This is a genomic window from Methanofastidiosum sp. (assembly GCA_020854815.1).
In the GTDB taxonomy this organism is placed as follows: domain Archaea; phylum Methanobacteriota_B; class Thermococci; order Methanofastidiosales; family Methanofastidiosaceae; genus Methanofastidiosum.
Genome location: JAHKLW010000036.1, coordinates 34,842 through 55,458 on the forward strand (window position 1 = coordinate 34,842; position 20,617 = coordinate 55,458).

Consider the following 20,617-nt stretch of genomic DNA (forward strand, 5'->3'; position numbering starts at 1 on the left):
TGAGTTCTTGTCTTCAGAGGAGATACTTAAAGAAATTAAAAACGTTGTAACGGAAAATATACCTCCAGGTGCAGTCATTACAAATATTGACTTCGAAGGTCCAGAGGTCGTTATATACACCAGAAATCCCGGGATGCTAGTTGACGACGGTGAAATAGTAAAAGAGCTAGCGAAGAACTTGAGAAAAAGGATCATTGTAAAGCCTGATTCTGCAGTTCTTACTACAGAAGAGGACGCTGTAAACAAAATTAAGAATATAGTCCCAGACGAGTCTGAGATAACTGATATAACATTTGATCCTTCTGCATCAGAGGTAATAATTGAAGCAAAGAAGCCAGGACTTGTCATTGGTAAATCAGGACAAACATTGAGAGACATAACACGAGTTGTAAGATGGGCCCCCATCGTAAGAAGAAGTCCTCCTTTGCAGTCAGATACCATAAAGGCAGTCAGGGCCACACTTCAAAAAGAGGCAGACGAGAGAAAAGCTATATTGAAGAGAATAGGCCACAGGATTTATAGGTCTCAGGATGTACGCTCTGAATGGATTAGAGTTTCTTTTCTTGGAGGCTTCAGGGAAGTAGGCAGGTCGTGTATTTTACTTCAGACTCCAGAATCCAAAGTTTTGCTGGATTGTGGGGTGAATGTAGCAACAAATGACCCTAAAATTTCATACCCGCACTTAGATGCCCCTGAATTTAAATACCTCTTGGGTGCAAAAGAACTTGATGCAGTAATAATAAGTCATGCACATCTTGATCATTGTGGTTTTGTTCCCTATTTGTATAAATATGGTTACGAAGGTCCCGTGTACTGCACACCACCAACAAGAGACCTAATGACCATGCTACAGCTAGATTATATAGATATAGCATTCAAAGAAAATCACCCGTCACCTTACTCAAAAAAAGATGTAAAAAGCGTAATACACCATACAATCCCTGTCGATTACAAAGAAGTAAGAGATATTTCTCCAGATATTAGGCTAACATTCCATAATTCTGGCCATATACTAGGTTCAGCTATGGTACATCTCCACATTGGAAATGGACTTCATAATATAGTATACACAGGCGACTTTAACTTTGACACATCCAGGCTTTTAGAAAAAGCCAGCTTTAAGTTCCCACGTCTTGAATCATTGATAATTGAATCAACATACGGTGGATCCCATGATATGCAGATGCCCAGAGGAGAAGCAGAAAAAAATCTATTGAAAATTATCTATGATACCACATCACAGGGTGGAAAAGTCTTAATCCCAGTTCTTTCAGTTGGAAGGTCTCAGGAAATTATGCTTGTCTTAGAAGAGCTTATGGAAGGGGGAGCTTTAGAAAAGATGCCAGTTTATCTTGATGGAATGATCTGGGAAGCAACTGCTATTCACACAGCTTATCCAGAATATCTCTCAAAAGATATAAGGGAAATGATATTTCATCAGGGTAAGAATCCATTTCTATCTGAAACTTTCGAAAACGTGAAAACTAATGATAGAAGAAAGAGTATTATCGAAGGACCGCCTTGTATTATCCTTGCAACTAGTGGTATGCTCGTCGGTGGACCATCAGTTGAATATTTCAAGGCACTAGCAGATGACGTTAGGAACTCAATAATATTTGTAAGTTATCAGGGCGAAGGTTCTCTTGGAAGAAAGGTCCAGAAAGGCATGACAGAACTTCCACTTATGGGATCAAATGGTAAGAATGATATGATCCACATCAGGATGAAGGTTTACACAGTCGATGGTTTCTCAGGCCACTCAGATAGAAACGAGCTAATGGAATTTATAAAGAGATTAAATCCAAAACCAGAGAGGATAATAACGGGCCATGGAGATCCTGCAAAATGCACCGACTTTGCAAGTACAATTTATAGAAAGTTTAGAATAGAGACTAAAGCACCATCAAATCTTGAGACAATAAGATTGAGTTAGGTTGGCACATGGAATTTTGTTATGCGGTATATCGTCATGAACATGAGCAAATTGTCGCAGTATGTGATGAAGATACTATTGGTAAAACCTTCTATTGCAATGAAAAGGGGATAAAAATAGAAATAAAAAAATCTTTTTATGGAATGAATAAAGGTCAAAAAGAAGAAGTATTACTCCTTATGAAGAATGCGACAATCCTTAATCTTGTTGGTAAAGAGATAATTGAAATTGCTTTAGAAGAAGGGCTCATCAGCAAAGAATGTGTTTTAGCGATAGGGGATACATTGCATGCACAGAGGACTAAATTGTAATTAGATATTTATAAAAAGGAATTTAAACAATATCTTTTCTATTTATACTTATGGAAAGATGCTTTATTTGTGGTAAGGAGGGGCCTCTTACAGATGATAGGTGTAGGGAGTGTTATCTACGAGAGTCTTTTCATTTTTCTGTTCCTGCAAAGTTAAAAGTGCCTTACTGCAAAAGCTGTAATTCTTATTATACAAGCAGGTGGAAAACTCTTGAAGATAAAAGTTCCTTCATAAATGAAATCTTGAAGAATAATGTTTCTTCAAATCGAGATATCGACTTTGTTACAGAATTTTCTAAGACAAAAAAAGAGATCCAGACAAAAGTTGATTTAATTGAAGAAGGCAATATTTCTAAAATAAGACTTACTATAAGGCCTTTTGATGAGGATCCGTCATTTGACATAGAAGCTTCAACTGAAATACAACTATCTGGCGAGCAATGCCAGAGATGCTCAAGATTCTATGGCGGATATTACGAAGCAATACTCCAGATAAGAAACGATGAGAAAAAAATTGAGCTAGAAAGAGCAAATGAAATAATGGAAATTATAGATGACCTTTCAGACAAACTTATATCAAAAGACAGAATGGCATTTATAGCAAGGGTTGAAGAGCTAAAAGAAGGAATCGATATATACATGGGATCTTTATCTGCAGCAAGAAAGATTGCAAATGAGCTAATCAAGAGATTCAGTGGGGCTGTGAGCGAATCACATAAACTTATGGGGCTTGATAAGGATTCTGGGAAAAAGATTTACAGGACTACCGTCTCTGTGCGATTAAAGAATCTGACACAAAGGTATGCATATTATCGTGGCCATTTATTTTTATTTGATATTGCTGGTGAGAACTTTAAACTGACTTCTCTTGAGGATGGTAGTTTAATTAGTATCAAAGCAAAAGAGTTTGAAAAGGAACTCAAAAAAGAGACGATAAGGATAATCGATAAAGACTTGCTTGACATAATAGATCTTTCAGTAACAGAAATCACTCCTGAAAGATATCAGATGATGAAACTTTCCGGGGACTATGAAGCCTTTTATGTCCAAAAAGAGCAAGTTCATCTAAAAAGAGAATTAAAAACAGGCGATAGCGTCAAAGCTGCAGTCATAGATAACAAGATAATTATTATTGAACAAGAAAGTATTATTTAGAACAATTAAGGTATAAAAAGTTTCAACTTGGTCATTATTCTTTTAAGCAAAATTTATACCTCATGCACGGCGATTCTAATGGTAAAAGATAAAGTTGTTTTGGCTTATTCTGGTGGTCTTGATACCAGTGTCATCCTGACTTGGTTGATAGATGAAGGATATGATGTCATATGTTTCATAGCAGATGTTGGGCAGGATGAAGATCTCAAGGCTGCTAAAGAAAAGGCCATAAAATGTGGAGCAACGAAGGTCTATGTTGAAGATTTGAGGGCGGAGTTTGTCACAGACTTCATCTTCCAAGCATTAAAAGGAAATGCAATGTATGAGAACCGGTATCTTTTAGGTACGTCACTTGCAAGACCCTTAATCGCAAAGAAACAGATCGAAATTGCTCAAAAAGAAAAAGCAAAATACGTTGCACATGGAGCAACAGGAAAAGGAAACGATCAGGTTAGATTCGAACTAACTTATTATGCATTGAATCCAGCTATTCATGTAATAGCACCTTGGAAGATTCCAAAGTATTTGCAACAATTCCAGGGAAGAAGTGACTTGATAAAATACGCTGAAACAAAAGGCATACCGATAAAGGCCTCAGTTTCAAAGCCTTACAGCGAAGATGGTAATTTAATGCACCTAAGTCATGAAGCCGGGATTTTAGAAGATACAATGCTTACGCCAACAGAAGACATGTTTGAGATAACAAAATCACCAATGGACGCTCCAAATAAACAAACAGTAATAGAGATAGACTTCAAGAATGGCCTCCCAGTGAAGGTCACAAACAAAAATGATGGAACTGTAAAAACTAAACCTTTAGAGCTTTTCTTATACTTAAACGAGCTTGCAAAAGAAAACGGTGTCGGGAGAATAGACATCGTTGAGAACAGGTTTGTCGGTATAAAGAGCAGAGGAGTTTATGAAACTCCCGGTGCCACAATACTATGGGCGGCCCACAGGGATATTGAAGGAATAGCAATGGACAGGGAAGTCATGCATATAAAACAGACTTTAGAACCTAAGTTTGCAGAACTAATATACAATGGATTCTGGTACTCTCCTGAGATGGACTTTTTAATGGCAGCATTTAACAAAAGTCAAGAGTTTATTGATGGGAAAGTCGTAATAGGCTTATACAAGGGCAATGTAATGATGCTTGGAAGAGAGTCTCCCACATCACTATATAACAAAGAACTATCAAGCATGGATGTTGAGGGTGGATTCGATCAGACCGATTCTAAGGGATTCATAAGAATAAACGCTATTAGGCTAAAAGCACACAAAGTAATTTTGAACAAGAAAACACTTGGACTAAAATAATTTTTTATTTTTTTATAATTTCATTCCTTCTTCAATAGCCATAAGCCAGTTCATGAAAGTATTGAAGGAGCCTCTTAATGCGGGCATGTCGTCTGATTCTATTGTAATTTTTAGAGTATCGCCTTTTGTTTTAATCTCTGATCTAGTCTTGTAAAAAGGTGAGCTATTCTCTTCGATTCTTAGGAGCCTTTCTATATCCTTTGCTTTTTTATGGAGGTAAATAATTTCAATCTTGGCATCCTTCATAACTTAATATAATCTAAAATCCTTAAAAGGTTTCTTTCACAGATAGTAACATCAGCTTTCTTTTTTACTTCTTCATCTTTTGGATCAAATGCAATTGATAAACCTGATAAATTAAACATCGGGATGTCATATTTTGAATCCCCAATTGAAACTATCTCTTCTTTTTTAAAGTTATTTTTCTCCATAATCTTGTTAATTACGATATCCTTCCTTAATAGGTCAACTCGCCAGAAATCCTCTCCTGTGAGATATCCTTTTTCATTATACTGAAATCCATTGGCCCAAATATCATGTATGCCCAATTCCCTTCCTGCATTTTGGGCTAACAAATCAATACCTGCAGAAATAATAAAAAGTTTTAATTCACTTTCCTTTAAGATTTGAATGCATTCTCTAGCCCCATCAATAAAAACATAATTCTTAAGGGCATTCTCAACTTCGCTTTTGTGAGGGAGGCGCCCATTTCTTTTCCACAAAGAAACGTCTTCCCTTATCCATTGGCCATAGTCTATTTCTTCCGAAAAATATCGGCTCATATTTTCCTTCCTCTTTTCCTCATCTGCACCGAAATATTCATGGAGCCTTTCCCACGAGGAATGGGATTCAATAAGCACCCCGTCTAGATCAAAGACTATAGCACCGACCATATATTAAAAAAATAATCATCTTATTTAAAACTTTAGAAAATCTTTTATTGTGGCGTAATATTTGACAGTTGTGAAACTCATCGTCTATAATCTAGGCCAGGACAACCCTAAGAAATGCACCGCCCACAGGCTACTAAAATTCGGAGAAGTCACATTTGTAAAAAACATAAAGAGTTTACCAAATAATTGTATCCTCTTAAATCCCTTCTCAAGGGAAGTACTATCTCCTGAGGATGTTAAATTCTCAAAGAATGGGATCGTGGCGCTTGACTGTTCCTGGGTGGATGCAGAGAGAAGCTTTGATAAGATAAAATCAAGAGTACAGGGAAGGATTCTGCCATTTTTAGTTCCTTCAAATCCAGTAAACTATGGTAAACCTGGAAAACTATCTACGGCCGAAGCGTTCTCAGGGGCATTATATATATTAGGGGAGACAGAACAGGCCAGAAAGGTCCTATCAACCTTTAATTGGGGGGAAGAGTTTTTTAAAATTAATAAGGAATTACTAGAAGGCTATTCAAAATCTAAGGATGGAGAAGAAGTTTTAGATTTCCAAGAGAAATATTTAAAAGGGATTAAGAACAGAAAAAGTTCTATAGGGGAGATGTAATGAAGAACGAGTTAGCAGAAAAGAGACTTTTTCATGTAAAAATTTGCATGAAATGTAACGCGAGAAATCCATGGAAAGCTGAAAGTTGCAGAAAGTGTGGATACGCAGGATTGAGAGGAAAAGCAAAAGAATCAAGAGTATAAAATAGGCATTAAATCTTTTATTCCATCAACTTTTTTATCTCCTATTTTTATCCCTATGAACTGGCATCCAGCACCTTTAGCTGCAGCCATATCAGATTTTGTATCTCCTACAAATAACACATTATTAATTGGGACTTTTAGAATTTCTGATGCTTTTAGAAGCATGTCTGGGTGTGGTTTTGGTCGCTTTACATCATCAAGACACATCACAATCTCAAAATATTTGTAAAGATCGAAATAATTAAAAGTTTTATCCAGATTTATTCTCGGTGTATTAGTTGCAACTCCTAGTTTGAATTCTTTCAAGGAAGATAAAGTTTCATGAACTTGTTCACATAGCTTGATTAAATGAACATTATTTCTTTGATTTCTAAGCGCAGCTTCAACTGCATCATTTCCAAGACCATATCTCTTTAGATCTTCTTCAACTGAAGGGCCCCAGAATATCTTTCTGTAAGTCTGCCGATCTACTGTATCCTTTCCAAATTCAACTAAAGTCTGATTAAAAGATGTAAACCAGCTTTCAAAAGAGTCAAGTAGAACGCCGTCAACATCGAAAACAATAGCTTTTATATCCATGAAACTAAGGTCAAGAGTCGTTATTTAAGTTTTTTTATAGTAAATTATTTAAAATTTGAAATTCATAGTTATTATTTGAATTATGATTTATTATTGTAAAACAGAAGGAGAGAATAAATGAAGTTTGTAATATCTAGAATAACTAAAAGCAGTTCAAATCCTGAAGATTCTCCCTGCATTGGTGCACAATATGATCAAAAAAATAGATGTTGGACTAAAGATTTTCCAGATTTAAAAGAGCTTATGAGATTCTTTAGTAGATATGGCGATCTAATAATAAAAGAAAATGAACAGACTCAGATGGCCGAGATCGTTATATATGACGATTGGGAAGAAATAATGACAAAATTGAAGAGATAGATTATTTCTTTTCCAATATTTTAATCAGATGCCAACCAAACTGTGTCTTTACAGGCCCAACTACAGATCCAACGTTTCCTTCAAAGGCCGCCTTCTCAAATTCTTTTACCATCTTCTGTCTTGAGAAAAATCCTAGATCCCCTCCCTTTTTACCCGAGGGGCATTGGGAGAATTTCTTTGCAAGCTCTGAAAAATTATCTCCTCTGTTTACTTTTTCGAGAATTTCTTTGGCTAAAACTTCGGATTTGACTAATATATGTGCCGCATGTACTTCTTTTACCATAAATTTGATTTTTGAATACTATATAAAAGAGTAACTGTGATTATTATTTCTATCTTTCAGCAAGGTACACCCCAAAGATTACAAGTATTCCACCAAGCACTGTGAATATTGTAATTACCTCTCCAAGGAGAAACCAAGCCATTATTGCAGTAACAACTGGGACGAAGTATAAAAACATTGCAACATTGGAGGCTTTTTCACATTTCATTGATCTGTTCCAGCATATGTATGCGTATACTGAGCATAAAAGGGAGAGGTATAACACAGAGCCTACACCTACCAGTGTGACCTCACCAATGAAAGAAAATCTAGATTCAAATAATGCCATTGGAAACAAAAAAATAGTACCAAATAGAAATGATAATGAAGTCATCGCAAGCGGTGTTCTTTGTTCCATTGTCCTTTTTCCAGCAACTGAATATGCTGCCCAGAAAATACCCGTTAATATTATTAGGATATCTCCAATATTGATTTTCTGAAATCCTGAAAGTGAACCGTTGACTACAATTATGACTGCACCAATAAATGAAACAAATATTCCAAAAGCCGTCTTTTTGTTAAATGCTTCACCAAGAAACATCATAGCAAAGATTGCGATGAAAGGGACATTGAAATTTATCAGAATCGATGAGTTTATTGCAGATGTAAATTTTAAAGCGTATACTTGAATTGCATGTACTAGTGTTACACCAAGAAGGCCAAGAATCGAAAATTTAATAATTTCATTTTTATTAATTCTTAGGCTTTTGCTACCTTCAAGATAGTATGTAATTGCAACAATCACGGGGCAAGCAATAAGAAATCTAAAGAAAGCAAGAGAATAAGGAGGGATTTCTGTTAATCCCCACTTTATAGCAATCCATGATCCAGACCAAATTAGGACTAAAGCTAGTAACTCTAGGAATGTTTTTAATTTCATTGGGCATCTTTTTCCTTCTATTTTGCAAGTTTTGAGAGATGCTTTATTCTTTTAAGCATATTGGGGTGTGTACTCATTAGCTCCATTATGCTAGCAGAAGTACCTACTCTAACTCCACCATGCCTTACAGCTTCAAGTTCATGTCTGTCAATAGTGCCGCTCATGTCTCTGTCAACTTCAGTGAGCTCATTAAAATCGCCCATCGCCTTAGTTGGATCATTCATGAAGAACGCTTTGATTCCTTCTATTCTCTGTACTTCTCTTTTTGGTGTTTTTGCAGTACCGTATGTAAGTTTGTAAAGGGCGGATGCTAATTGATGCGGTTCATTTCCTAGTTCTGTGCTTCCTTTGTCTGCATAGTATTCCCTTATCCTTGACCCATACATCACTAATAGATTTGTGATAAAGTAGACAACTAATGCTATTATTCCAATCATAGCTGTTCCCCCGGCATTCCTGTCATTACTTGTACCAGTTCTTCCACTGTACATCGAAGACATATACATGTAATAGGCTATCATTGGAACAGCACTAAGTAAAGTAATTATTGCCATGTCACTATGCTTAACATGAGAAATTTCGTGCCCCACCACAGCCTTAAGTTCATCTTCTGAAAGTAAATTTGTAATACCTTCTGTAACACATACTCTTGCATCACCTTTTGATCTCCCAAATGCAAATGCGTTTGGCATCGGAGTTGGACATATTCCTACTTTAGGTGTTTTCTTTAGACCTGCTTTTCTAGCTTGCTCTTCAACCATTCTGTAAAGCTTTGGATTCTCTCCTTCAGTAATATATCTGACCTTCATTGATGATTCAACCATCTTTGGGCCAATCATATACTGTACAAACATCATTCCCAGTGCTAAAATAACTGAGTAATTAATAAAACTCTGGCCTGAATAACCAACGGCAGCCCCTACAAAAAGTAAAAAACCATATAGTATGGCAAACATTAATCCAATTAACATATACATTTTCATCTGAAGCCACATAGTATCTCCCAAGATTAAATAAGCTTACTATATATTTAAAGATTTCTTATAATGTTTTGAGAAAAAAAGATACCGCATTGATAATAAAATTGGTGCGACTGGCGGGATTCGAACCCGCGCTTGAAGCTTGGGAAGCTCCAGTCCTAACCACTAGACTACAGTCGCTTCAAGTACAAATCTGTAAATGCAAATTTATAAATTTATCTTTTCGAAAAGTCTCCCGATAATAAAACCAATTGCAGCGCATGTTTCAAGAGATATACCTTCACCAGTTATATCAAGGTGATGTGTTGTCATCTTTCTAATCTCTCTTGGAAGACCTCGCCTACCAAGCCCAATAAATAAAACAGAATCATCGCCTTCCCGAATATTCCTAGCTACGGTACCCAAATCACAACTCTTTTCTGGCTTTGAAGTCGTAGATATGAAAACACCTTTTAGCTTGTTAGGGTCATCAGTAGCTACCAGTTTACCGTGTTTGATAAGCTCTTCAATATACTTCCCACCATCTCCTATGGTGGTGTTCTCCTTTACCTCTTTCAAAAGAAACTCTTTGTAATCCTCTTTGAAGGGAAAATCAAAAAGACACAGGTCAAATCCAGTATAATAGCATAAGGGAGCCGCTCTTGCAATATTTCTAGAATGGATATCGTGCCATTTCAATTTATCATAAGTGTTTACAATACAGATTGTAACTTTTCCTTTAGGGCTTCTTTGTTGACTCACCTTTAACAACTCCTGTTGCGATAATATGGGATACTCTTAGAGGCTCTGGAATATTTGAGTGCATCGATGAAATCCTGATTAATTCTCTTGCATCTTCCTCTTGAATTCCTTTGAACTGAAAGAAAATATTTGAGTCCTCTTGGACTTTACCTTCATAGATCTTACCGGCTTTTTCTATAATCTCAAGTCTCTCTTCTTTATGATTCAGATTTGTAAGTGCCTTTTCTATAGAATTATGATCAGGCAATCTCCTCATAACAACTACAACGGGCAGGCCTGTATCTTGATTTAACTTTTCAATGTCCACAAGATTAAAACCTGCCAATGTGATACCTTTCAGCATAATAGCCCTTACATCTTTATAGCGGGCTTTAAGTACCATATTGGTAATTTTTTCTGTTGCATTAAGGCCGTCTCTTTCAATATGGGTGCTAACAACACCATCAATCCAAAAGCCACCTCTAAGTAATGCACCAACAACTAAAACGTCTTGATCATCCCTTGTAAAATTTGAGTCATCGATTCCAAGTATCCTTATCTCCTTCTTTATTCGCATCATCTCAGAATAGATGTAAGTATTAATATATTTAAGCCCTAGAAATAGTGGTCAATAAAATATGAGAATGCCTCCGCTATGGCCTTTCTCTCCTCATCAGGATCGTTTAAATCTTTCCCAATAAGTTTTTCAGAGAGTATGGCTACTGCCTCGTCAATATCAAATACTTTCTCAATATACCCTTTGCCAATCAAGGCCTCGACGAAGTCCCCCCTCATCTTCTTGTCACTTCTCCTTGGTGATTTTATTTTTGATTTTGCCAAAGCATCTGACAGAGCAATATTTGAGACTTTTTTACCAGTATATCTTCCTTGTACTTTTGATTTTGCAACGGAATATATAAAATTCACAACAGCATCGCCAAAGGCAGATAAATTTGAATCTTCTGAGATTTCTTCCATGGGAAATCTGCATTTATACTATTTATAAATCTTCAGCCAATAATAAAACTTATAATAAGTGAATTCTATAATATTATAGGAAAGTGATTTTTCATGTTTGATATCATTGTTTTAGCCAGTCTTAAGGAGAAAATTGATTACTGGAAGAAAGAGAAGTATTCAAAGGTCATAGCTAGATTTCCAGAAAGAAGAAAAGAATTTTCTACGTTGTCTGATATACCTGTTGATGTTCAATACACGCCTCTTGATATTATTGATTTTGATTATACAAAAGATCTTGGTAATGCCGGAGAGTATCCTTACACTAGAGGTGTACAACCAAATATGTTCAGAGGAAAACTCTGGACAATGAGGCAATACGCGGGATTCGGTTCTGCAGAGGAAACAAACAGGAGATACAAGTATCTTTTGTCAGAAGGGCAAACTGGGCTTTCAGTTGCATTTGACCTTCCTACTCAAATAGGCTATGATTCAGATAATGAGATGAGCTATGGTGAAGTTGGTAAGGTTGGAGTTGCCATCGATTCACTTGAGGACATGGAAACTCTTTTTGATGGAATTCCACTCGATAAAGTTTCTACTTCAATGACTATTAACTCAACAGCTGTAATACTCCTTGCGATGTATATTGCCGTTGGTGAGAAACAGGGAGTTGCACCTGATAAACTTAGAGGAACTATACAAAATGATATTCTAAAAGAATATGTAGCAAGAGGAACATATATCTTTCCACCAAAAGAATCGATGCGGATAATCACTGATATTTTTGAATACTGCACAAAAAATCTACCAGAATGGAATACTATTAGTATTAGTGGCTATCACATCAGGGAAGCTGGCGCAACTGCAGCTCAAGAAGTTGCATTTACACTTGCTGATGGAATTGCTTATGTTGAGGCTGCCATAAAAGCAGGATTGCAGATTGATGAATTTGGCAAAAGGCTATCGTTCTTTTTTAATTCGCATAACAACTTCATAGAGGAAATTGCTAAGTTTAGGGCCGCAAGAAGAATATGGGCAAGATTGATGAAGGAAAGATTTGACGCAAAAGACCCAAAAGCTATGATGCTTAGGTTTCACACCCAAACTGGAGGTAGTACACTCACAGCACAGCAACCTGAAAATAATATTATACGAGTTACCATGCAGGCATTAGCAGCTGTTCTTGGTGGAACACAATCCCTTCATACAAACTCAATGGATGAGGCACTTGCTCTGCCTTCAGAGAAAGCTGTTACAATTGCCCTTAGAACTCAACACATAATTGCGCATGAAACTGGAGTTGCAGATACAGTAGATCCATTTGCGGGCTCATACTATGTTGAATATCTAACAAATAAGATAGAAGAGGAAGTGAATAAGTACTTTGATAAGATTGACTCTCTTGGCGGAATGGTAAAATCTATCGAAGGAGGCTACGTGCAGAAAGAGATTCAAGACAGTGCTTACAAATATCAAAAAGCCATTGAAAAAAAGGATTTGATAGTTGTTGGTCTTAACAAATTTACTATGGAAGAAAAACTTCCTGAAGAACTTCTAAAGTTAAATCCTGAAGTAGAAAAGATTCAAATTAAAAAAATAAAAGAATTGAAAGCGAGAAGAGATAATGCCAAGGTTAAAATACTTTTGGAGAAAATTGAAGAGGCAGCAAGATGCGATAAAAATCTCGTGCCCTTAATAATTGAAGCTGTAAAAGCTTACGCAACACTCGGAGAGATAAGCGATAGTTTAAGAAAAGTATTTGGCGAATACAAATCTTCAGTTATTTTATAAAATCTTTTTTTTATGCTCCATATAAGAAAACATAAAAGATTCCCAGGGATAGTTCTTTTTTACTTTTTTATCATGGTAGCGATTTAGAACAAATGCCGTTATTATTGGAACAACAGGGATTACAGAAACACCAGAGCCGATAAAAAGTCCTGTATTCTTTTTTATTTGATTTCCCTGCAAGATATTTTTCATAGACCTCTTCATTATATAATACCCAGTATTCCAGCTCCATAATATTGTTTGCATCATTGAGGTTACATGTCCTTGGGGAATTGTCTTTTTCTTTTTTACAGTTTTGTAGAAATCTTCTATAGTGTCACCTTTAAACAGAGTGTAGGCATTACCGACCATTCTTTCTGTATGTGCGTCACTACCCGCAATTGAGGCATTTTTTATCATCTTGTTTTCTTCTGAAGCTTTTCTATTTAATATGCCATCTCTATGAAAAGCATTGAATACTTCAATTCCATCAATATTTAATTTATGTATTAGGTCCTTAAAGCAAGGGCATATCACGCTATAGGGATGTGGTACAATAGCAAGACCTCCTTGATCTCTTATCATATCTATTGATTCTTCTGCAGATAAATTTGGCGGGATAGTCTCATTCAAGAAAAGTCCAAGTAACTCACCATCTGATGTTGATATTTCTTCGCCGACTATTATCCTCGACGGTGCGAGTTTTTCTGTTTCGATACCCCCCCTTATAGTATCGTGGTCAGTTATAGCTAGGAAGTCTATCCCTCTCTTATCCGCATATTTTAATATTTTCTCAGGCCTAGAAATACAATCTGGAATAACAGGAATTCTTTTAGAATTTCCAGAATATTTTGTGTGGACATGTGTATCAACTTTGCACATACCTGACATAGAATAAGAATAATCCATTAGAAAAACAGAGAAAAAATTACTTATAAATCTAATGTTCTTGATAAAAACTATCCCGAAAGTTTTAAATACTCATTTTGATCAATTTCTATGATGGGAAAGATTAGGTCTTCCGAATCGGTATCAAGAAAATTATATTATTGTTTTAGCTTTAGGTATTGATACCTTTCACTGGCCGAATCCATAGTTTCTCTTTCCAATCCCTTTTAAGGAGGTTTTTTATGGAGCGCTCTTTAGAGACTCTTAGAGAAGAAATTAACAGGATCGATGAGAATATTATATGTCTGTTGTCAAGAAGAATGGACGTATCAAAAAAGATTGCTGCCCTGAAAAAAATCAGGGGCATTTCAGTAGAGGATAGAGATAGAGAGAAAATACTTTTTCTTAAACTTGGAATCGAGGCTAGAAGAAATGATCTAGATGAAGAGTTCGTTTCGGAAGTCTTTGGAGCAATTGTTTCCCATTCAAAACTTATTCAAAATAAGATATTGGAGGAACAAAAATGATTGTTATAATGAAAGCAAAGGCTGAGGAGGAGGATGTCAATAGAGTTATAGATACAATCCAATCACTTGGCCTTAGGACGCAGTTGAATTTGGGTGCCGAAAGAATGGTAGTTGCCGTAATAGGTGACATTAGTAAGATTGGAGAAGATAACTTCTTCAGGATCAGGGCAATGAAAGGTGTAGAAAACACCGTATTTGTTTCAAAGCCTTACAAATTAGTTTCAAAAGACTTCAAAAAAGAGCAGACCATAATAGATGTAGATGGAGTAAAGATCGGCGGAAAAAAGATTGTTGTATTCGCAGGCCCATGTTCAGTTGAGAACAGAGAACAGATAATGGAAGTCGCCGAGAAGATAAAAAAAGCAGGCGCTAGCATGATAAGGGGCGGCGCATTCAAACCACGTACATCACCCAAAGATTTCCAGGGGCTTGGAGAAGAAGGATTAAAAATACTTTACGAGGCAAAGGAAGAAACAGGTCTCCCAATTGTAACAGAAATTATGGATGCTAGAGATGTAGCTCTTTTATCTGAATATGCAGACATATTGCAAGTTGGAACTAGAAACATGCAAAATTACACTTTACTAAAAGAACTTGGAAAATGCGATAAGCCTGTTCTTCTTAAAAGGGGGATGTGGGCAACAATGTCGGAATTTCTTGGAGCGGCAGAGTACATAATGAACGGGGGAAACGAGAATGTTATATTGTGTGAAAGAGGTATTCGAACTTTCTCTGATTACTCGAGGAATACTCTAGATCTTAGTATAATTCCTGCCATAAAAGATGAAAGTCATCTGCCTATAATATCTGATCCAAGTCATGGTACTGGCAGAAGAAGTTTAGTCTTGCCTATGGCAAAAGCATCAGTTGCCTGTGGAGCAGATGGATTATTAATAGAAACACACCCTGATCCAGATAGGGCAATAAGTGATGCAGATCAAACTATTTCTTTAAGTGCTTTTTCGAAACTTATGGAAGATGTAAAACAGATAGCAAAAGCAGTTGGGAGGGAGATATAATGATTGTGATAATGAAGATGGGAGTAGAAGAAATCCAAGTCCAAGAAACTATCAAAAGAATAAAAGATCTTGGTTTTAATACTCACCTATCGCAGGGAGAGAATAGAACCATAATAGGTGTAATCGGAGATGTATCTTCGATTGATGAAAGTGACATTGAAAGATTAAGGGCGACACCTTACATAGAGGAAGTTGTACGTGTATCAAAACCTTACAAACTTGTTTCTAGAGATTTCAACAAAGAAAATACCGTCATAAAAGTAGATGGCATCGAAATAGGTGGAAAAAAGATTGTCGTAATGGCGGGCCCATGTACAGTAGAAAGCGAAGATCAGATTATTAATATAGCAAGAGAGGTAAAAAGTTCAGGAGCCACTATTTTAAGAGGAGGTGCATTCAAGCCACGTACAGCACCTAAAGATTTCCAGGGTCTTGGAGAAAAAGGCTTGAAATTTTTACTAGAGGCAAAAGATGAAACTGGACTTCCAATCGTGACTGAAGTCATGGACACACGAGATGTACAACTTGTATCTGAATATGCAGACATACTACAAGTTGGAACTAGAAATATGCAGAACTACGCTTTACTAAAAGAGCTTGGAAAATGCGATAAGCCTGTTCTTCTTAAAAGGGGGATGTGGGCCACATTGAAAGAGTTTCTATCAGCTGCAGAGTATATTCTTGCGGGCGGAAATGAAAACGTCATGCTTTGTGAACGAGGTATCAGGACATTTTCAGATTTCACAAGAAATACCTTGGATCTAAGCATAGTACCAGTATTGAAGGCTGAAAGCCATCTACCCGTGATTGTCGATCCAAGTCATGGCACTGGTAGAAGAGATATTGTAAAACCTATGGCCCTTGCTGCAATTGCATGTGGTGCAGATGGTGTGGCCATTGAAGCACACACAGATCCAGAGAAAGCTATAAGTGATGCAGATCAAACAATAAGCACTGCTGACCTTCATGCATTGATGGGAGAAATAAAATATATATCTAGAATGTTTGGACGGGAAATATAGAATGAAAAACCCAGAAACTAAAATAATCAAGGTAGTCACAGGCAAGAGTCACTATCCGATTGTTGTTGGCAGAAATATAGCCCAAAATGCTTTTGAAGAGATATTCCAAGAGTATAATGACCATAAAATTGCCATAATAACTGACTCGAATATAGAGAAGATATATGGCAATAAAATTCTTCAAAAACTCGATAAAAAAGATCGAGTTTTTATTCTATCTTTTAAAGCAGGCGAGGAGTCAAAAAATAGGAAAACAAAAGAGGAGCTTGAAGATAGACTATTTGAACTTGGATTTGGCAGAGATACTTTGATTATTGCTTTGGGCGGCGGAGTCACTGGGGACCTTGCAGGCTTTATAGCAGCAACATACATGAGAGGAGTTCCTTTCATACAGATGCCAACGACACTTCTCTCTCAAGTTGATAGTAGCATAGGTGGTAAAGTGGGTATAGATCATCCCTCGGGAAAAAATCTTATAGGGGCATTCTATCCTCCGAATAAAGTGTATATCGATGTAGATTTTCTTAATACATTACCAAACGAAGAAATAATTAACGGGATGGCAGAAATAGTAAAAGCCGCAATTATAAAAAACGGAGAACTTTTCACATATCTAGAATCTAATATTGATAGGGTAGTTAAACTTGAGAAAGAATTTATTGATACTGCGATTATCTCGTCCTTAAAAATTAAGGCAAATATTGTGCAAGCAGATGAGAAGGAATTAGGGCTTAGAAAGATTTTAAATTTTGGGCATACAATTGGCCATTCTATTGAAATCCTTTCAGATTTTGGAATACCCCATGGAAGGGCAGTTGGAATCGGAATGGCGGTTGAAACATTGATTTCTGAAAAAATTGGAATTCTAAAATCAGAAGAAAGAGACAGAATATTTCAACTTCTTAAAAAATCAAAACTTCTTGAAATATCTTTCAAAGCACCAGTCGATGAAATAATAAAGAAAACTATTTTGGACAAAAAAACTAGGAAGGGAATCGTAGAGTACTCTCTGATAAAAGGAATAGGAAAAGCTGTCTACGGAATCAAGGTAGAAGATGGAGTTGTGAGAGACTCTTTAGCGGAGGCAGGATTCACTTGATCACTGCTTCAGTTATGCCTTCATCTCAAAAAGAAGCAACAATTCTTTTAGAAAAAGCATTGGCTAAAGGTGAGCTAGCAGAGATAAGATTGGATTTAATTGCTGATTTAAATCTTTTAGAGATTAGCAATATATTCGATAAAAAAAGAATTATAGTAACTAACAGAAAAAAAGATGAAGGCGGCTTATTTGAAGGAAACGAATATGATAGGAGTTCCCCACTAATTGAAGCATTAAAGCTTGAATTTGGATTTATAGATATAGAGTATTCTTCAACTGATTCATTACATAATCTAATTTCAAAAAAAAGTGAGTTTAACTCAAAGACAAATATAATTATTTCTTATCATAACTTTGCACAAACACCAAAAAACTTGAAAGAAATATTATCCCAAATGGAAAATCAAAGCGGAGATATAATCAAGATAGTTACATATGCTAATGATATTTCAGACAATCTAATCATAAGAGATCTTTTATCTCATAAATCAAGTGAAAGTAAACAAATTATTTCTTTTCTCATGGGCGAGAAAGGTGAGATAAGCAGGATACTATGTAAATCTTGGGGGGGCTACACCTCTTATGCACCATTAAAAGGGGTGGGCAAAACAGCTCCAGGGCAGATACCTATAGAAATTCTAAATGATGTTTACAGGGCTAACTCTATTACCAATAGTTTTGATATTTATGGGCTTATTGGAAATCCTGTTAAGGAGAGTATAGGCTATTATGTTCATAACAAATTATTTTCTTATTATAATATGGATGCAGTCTACCTAAATTTTTTGGTAGATGATCTAGATAACTTCATGAGTTCATTTAAGGGTCAATTCAAAGGTCTTTGTGTCACGATGCCCTTCAAAGAAAAGATCCTCTCCCATGTTGATAAGATAGATCCAACGGCCCAAAATATTGGTGCGATTAATACAATAAAGAAAAACAACGAGGGGCTCTTTGGAACAAACACAGATTGGATAGGTGCGGTATACTCAATTGAAAAATTGACTCAAATAAAGAATAAAAGAGTATTAATCCTTGGTGCAGGTGGGGCTGGAAAAGCGATTGCTCTAGGTATAAAAAATAGGCAGGGCGAGTTAATAATTTCAAACAGGGATAACACAAAAGCGCTTGAGCTTTCAAAAAAACTGGGCGCTCAAACAGTCCTGTGGAAAGACAGGAATAATGTTGAATTTGACATTTTAATCAACGCCACAAGAATTGGGATGCTCCCTGAAGAAAATAACTGCCCAATGGAAGATTCATTCTTCGAAAAAGACTTATCAGGAATTACAGTTTTTGATGCTGTTTACAGTCCGATTGATACGAGATTGTTGATGAGGTCAAAAAAACAAGGGGCAAACATTGCAAATGGATTAGACATGTATATTGGTCAGGCAATGGCACAGTTTGAACTCTGGACTGGGATAAAGCCATCTTTTGAAAAGATGGAGAAATTTTCTAAAGAAGCCTTAGGGATAAGGGGCGAGGACAATGAAAATTAAAGAAATAAAATCTATTAATTTTGATATAGATGTTAAAATAAAGGCCCCGCCTTCAAAAAGTTATACCCACAGAGCCCTCTTTGTATCTGCACTAGCAGAAGGGAGATCAAAAATTATAGATCCACTTATCTCAGATGATACTAACTATACAATCACGTGCTTAAAACAACTTGGAATAAAAATAAAAAAAGAATCCATCCGTGGGAGAATTATTTTCAATATAGAAGGTGGAAGGAATAATCTAAAAGAACCATCCACCTCCCTATACATTGGAAATTCTGGGACGACCCTTAGATTTCTTATGGCGATATCATCACTTGTAAAAGGAGTTGTTACAATTGATGGGAATGAGGAAGTAAAAAAGAGGCCTGTGAAGGGCCTTGAAGATTCTCTAAATAAACTTGGTATTGCTATTGATTCAAACAAAGGATGCCCACCAGTTAGAATCTCTTCAAATGGAACTATTGGTGGGGAAACAGTAATTGAATCAAGAGAAAGCAGTCAGTATCTAAGCGCTTTGCTAATGGCATCACCATATGCATATCCTTACATGAAAATCAAAGTATCTGGACAAGTTCCATCAAGCCCCTATGTAGAGATGACACTAGATGTAATGGAAAAGTTTGGTGTTCGAGTTCAACGAAAAGACTTTTCAGAATTTTATACTTCTCCCGGGAAATACGCTGGCCAGGAGTATATCGTTGAAGGGGATTTTTCAAATAGCTCTTACTTTATGGCGATTGCAGCTATCAGTGGCGGTAGAGTAGTCATTGAGAATCTAAATAAAAATTCAAAGCAGGCCGATAAAGTATTTGTTGAGATACTTGAGAAGATGGGGTGTGAAGTTTCTTGGATCAATAATTCACTGACATTAAAGGGCAGAGAACTTAGAGGAATAGAGATTGACATGAATAAATCTCCGGATATTGTTCCAACTCTAGCAGTTGTTGCTGCTTTTGCAGAAGGACCCACAAAAATATATAATATTGAAACATTAAGATTTAAAGAAACAGATAGATTAAGTGCAGTTGCCAATGAGCTTTCAAAGATTGGGTGCAAAGTTGAAGAAGGGAGTGACAATATTATAATAATTCCTGGTAAATTATCCGGGGCCAAAATTGAAACATACAAAGATCATCGTATGGCAATGTCATTTGCAGTCGCCGGTCTTTTTATTGAAGGCCTAAAAATCATTGACCCTGATTGTGTTTCAAAATCATACCCAAACTTTTGGGAGGATTTTTCAAAAATATGTGGAGGCATTAATTGAACATAATCCTCTTTGGATTAAGATGTGTCGGCAAGACTACTGTTGGTCGTGAATTGTCGGATATAACAGATAGAGTATTTTTTGATACTGATTCTATAATCGAAAAAAGAGAGTCAAAAAGTATTCCAGAGACCATTAATGAAAAAAGTTGGGATTATTTCAGAACAAGAGAGCAAGAAGTTATCAAAGATGTCTCAAAAGAAAATAACGCCGTTATATCCTTGGGAGGAGGAGCCTTTATGGACAAAAAAAATGTCGATTTGCTGAAGGACTCTCTCTTTATTTTACTAAAGGCAGATATTCAAACAATGAGAGATAGGATGGATAGAGATACGCCAAGACCTTCGCTTACAAA

25 protein-coding genes and 1 tRNA gene are annotated in these 20,617 nt (G+C 36.2%); 15 read left to right on the plus strand and 11 right to left on the minus strand.

Going from position 1 to position 20,617, the window contains the following annotated elements; translation table 11 throughout:
- Positions 1-7: 7 nt before the first annotated feature.
- The 4 genes from KO464_05120 (at position 8) to KO464_05135 (ending at position 4,718) form a co-directional block, all read left to right on the plus strand.
- Positions 8-1,933 (plus strand): beta-CASP ribonuclease aCPSF1, encoded by a 1,926-nt coding sequence (locus KO464_05120; protein MCC7572751.1) that lies wholly within the window; start codon positions 8-10, stop codon positions 1,931-1,933.
- 8 nt (positions 1,934-1,941) lie between these two features.
- The gene (locus KO464_05125) at positions 1,942-2,244 is read left to right on the plus strand and encodes a DUF424 family protein (GenBank protein MCC7572752.1); all 303 of its coding nucleotides are present in this window, start codon (positions 1,942-1,944) and stop codon (positions 2,242-2,244) included.
- Positions 2,245-2,294: 50 nt separating this feature from the next.
- Positions 2,295-3,398, plus strand: coding sequence for a 60S ribosomal export protein NMD3 (locus tag KO464_05130; GenBank protein MCC7572753.1), 1,104 nt, complete (start codon positions 2,295-2,297; stop codon positions 3,396-3,398).
- Between the two features lie 78 nt (positions 3,399-3,476).
- Positions 3,477-4,718 (plus strand): argininosuccinate synthase, encoded by a 1,242-nt coding sequence (locus KO464_05135; GenBank protein ID MCC7572754.1) that lies wholly within the window; start codon positions 3,477-3,479, stop codon positions 4,716-4,718.
- A 12-nt stretch (positions 4,719-4,730) separates the two neighbouring features.
- Here KO464_05135 and KO464_05140 read toward each other — a convergent pair whose 3' ends face one another.
- Both KO464_05140 and KO464_05145 read right to left on the minus strand, forming a co-directional pair.
- Positions 4,731-4,964, minus strand: a complete 234-nt coding sequence (locus KO464_05140) for a CTAG/PCC1 family protein (GenBank protein ID MCC7572755.1) — start codon at positions 4,962-4,964, stop codon at positions 4,731-4,733.
- Positions 4,961-5,611, minus strand: coding sequence for an HAD-IB family phosphatase (locus KO464_05145; protein ID MCC7572756.1), 651 nt, complete (start codon positions 5,609-5,611; stop codon positions 4,961-4,963). Before KO464_05145 ends, KO464_05140 begins: the two co-directional genes overlap by 4 nt.
- Before the next feature lie 61 nt (positions 5,612-5,672).
- Here KO464_05145 and KO464_05150 point away from each other — a divergent pair, with 61 nt between their 5' ends.
- Together KO464_05150 and KO464_05155 are read left to right on the plus strand one after the other, a co-directional pair.
- Positions 5,673-6,221, plus strand: coding sequence for a DUF367 family protein (locus KO464_05150; GenBank protein MCC7572757.1), 549 nt, complete (start codon positions 5,673-5,675; stop codon positions 6,219-6,221).
- Positions 6,221-6,364 carry a 50S ribosomal protein L40e gene (locus tag KO464_05155; GenBank protein MCC7572758.1) on the plus strand — a complete coding sequence of 48 codons (144 nt, stop codon included), beginning with the start codon at positions 6,221-6,223 and terminating at the stop codon, positions 6,362-6,364. The genes KO464_05150 and KO464_05155 overlap by 1 nt, the downstream gene beginning before the upstream one ends.
- Here KO464_05155 and KO464_05160 read toward each other — a convergent pair.
- The gene (locus tag KO464_05160; protein ID MCC7572759.1) at positions 6,353-6,943 is read right to left on the minus strand and encodes an HAD family hydrolase; all 591 of its coding nucleotides are present in this window, start codon (positions 6,941-6,943) and stop codon (positions 6,353-6,355) included. The genes KO464_05155 and KO464_05160 overlap by 12 nt on opposite strands.
- Positions 6,944-7,060: 117 nt before the next feature.
- On the opposite strand from KO464_05160, the gene KO464_05165 reads away from it, so the two are divergent.
- Entirely contained in the window at positions 7,061-7,303 is a 243-nt protein-coding gene (locus tag KO464_05165; GenBank protein ID MCC7572760.1) for a hypothetical protein, read from the plus strand.
- Between the two features lies 1 nt (position 7,304).
- Here KO464_05165 and KO464_05170 read toward each other — a convergent pair whose 3' ends face one another.
- The 7 genes from KO464_05170 to KO464_05200 form a co-directional block, all read right to left on the minus strand.
- Complete coding sequence (locus KO464_05170; protein MCC7572761.1) at positions 7,305-7,586, minus strand: peptidyl-prolyl cis-trans isomerase; 282 nt, start codon at positions 7,584-7,586, stop codon at positions 7,305-7,307.
- A 49-nt stretch (positions 7,587-7,635) separates the two neighbouring features.
- Positions 7,636-8,505: a DMT family transporter gene (locus KO464_05175; GenBank protein ID MCC7572762.1), complete on the minus strand. Its 870-nt coding sequence runs from the start codon at positions 8,503-8,505 to the stop codon at positions 7,636-7,638.
- Between the two features lie 17 nt (positions 8,506-8,522).
- Positions 8,523-9,500 (minus strand): M48 family metalloprotease, encoded by a 978-nt coding sequence (locus tag KO464_05180; protein ID MCC7572763.1) that lies wholly within the window; start codon positions 9,498-9,500, stop codon positions 8,523-8,525.
- Positions 9,501-9,590: 90 nt separating this feature from the next.
- Positions 9,591-9,665, minus strand: a tRNA-Gly gene (locus KO464_05185).
- A 27-nt stretch (positions 9,666-9,692) separates the two neighbouring features.
- Positions 9,693-10,226, minus strand: a complete 534-nt coding sequence (locus tag KO464_05190) for a DUF531 domain-containing protein (protein ID MCC7572764.1) — start codon at positions 10,224-10,226, stop codon at positions 9,693-9,695.
- Entirely contained in the window at positions 10,204-10,785 is a 582-nt protein-coding gene (locus KO464_05195) for a DUF99 family protein (protein ID MCC7572765.1), read from the minus strand. Before KO464_05195 ends, KO464_05190 begins: the two co-directional genes overlap by 23 nt.
- A gap of 35 nt (positions 10,786-10,820) precedes the next feature.
- Positions 10,821-11,183: a hypothetical protein gene (locus KO464_05200; GenBank protein MCC7572766.1), complete on the minus strand. Its 363-nt coding sequence runs from the start codon at positions 11,181-11,183 to the stop codon at positions 10,821-10,823.
- Between the two features lie 93 nt (positions 11,184-11,276).
- Between KO464_05200 and KO464_05205 the strand changes: the two genes are divergently transcribed.
- The gene (locus KO464_05205; GenBank protein MCC7572767.1) at positions 11,277-12,956 is read left to right on the plus strand and encodes a methylmalonyl-CoA mutase family protein; all 1,680 of its coding nucleotides are present in this window, start codon (positions 11,277-11,279) and stop codon (positions 12,954-12,956) included.
- Here KO464_05205 and KO464_05210 read toward each other — a convergent pair.
- Positions 12,951-13,817, minus strand: coding sequence for a PHP domain-containing protein (locus KO464_05210; protein MCC7572768.1), 867 nt, complete (start codon positions 13,815-13,817; stop codon positions 12,951-12,953). The genes KO464_05205 and KO464_05210 overlap by 6 nt on opposite strands.
- Before the next feature lie 248 nt (positions 13,818-14,065).
- Between KO464_05210 and KO464_05215 the strand changes: the two genes are divergently transcribed.
- From KO464_05215 to KO464_05245, 7 genes are all read left to right on the plus strand, one after another.
- The gene (locus KO464_05215; protein ID MCC7572769.1) at positions 14,066-14,350 is read left to right on the plus strand and encodes a chorismate mutase; all 285 of its coding nucleotides are present in this window, start codon (positions 14,066-14,068) and stop codon (positions 14,348-14,350) included.
- The gene (gene aroF / locus KO464_05220) at positions 14,347-15,369 is read left to right on the plus strand and encodes a 3-deoxy-7-phosphoheptulonate synthase (GenBank protein MCC7572770.1); all 1,023 of its coding nucleotides are present in this window, start codon (positions 14,347-14,349) and stop codon (positions 15,367-15,369) included. Before KO464_05215 ends, aroF (KO464_05220) begins: the two co-directional genes overlap by 4 nt.
- A complete protein-coding gene (aroF, locus tag KO464_05225; GenBank protein ID MCC7572771.1) occupies positions 15,369-16,391 on the plus strand; it encodes a 3-deoxy-7-phosphoheptulonate synthase in 1,023 nt (340 codons plus the stop codon). The genes aroF (KO464_05220) and aroF (KO464_05225) overlap by 1 nt, the downstream gene beginning before the upstream one ends.
- A gap of 1 nt (position 16,392) precedes the next feature.
- Positions 16,393-17,490, plus strand: a complete 1,098-nt coding sequence (gene aroB / locus KO464_05230; GenBank protein ID MCC7572772.1) for a 3-dehydroquinate synthase — start codon at positions 16,393-16,395, stop codon at positions 17,488-17,490.
- A complete protein-coding gene (aroE, locus tag KO464_05235) occupies positions 17,487-18,992 on the plus strand; it encodes a shikimate dehydrogenase (GenBank protein ID MCC7572773.1) in 1,506 nt (501 codons plus the stop codon). Before aroB ends, aroE begins: the two co-directional genes overlap by 4 nt.
- On the plus strand, positions 18,982-20,262 hold the full coding sequence (gene aroA, locus KO464_05240; protein MCC7572774.1) for a 3-phosphoshikimate 1-carboxyvinyltransferase: 1,281 nt from the start codon (positions 18,982-18,984) through the stop codon (positions 20,260-20,262). Before aroE ends, aroA begins: the two co-directional genes overlap by 11 nt.
- Positions 20,259-20,617: shikimate kinase (locus tag KO464_05245; protein MCC7572775.1), on the plus strand; the 359-nt coding region annotated here is incomplete at its 3' end. The genes aroA and KO464_05245, both read left to right, overlap by 4 nt.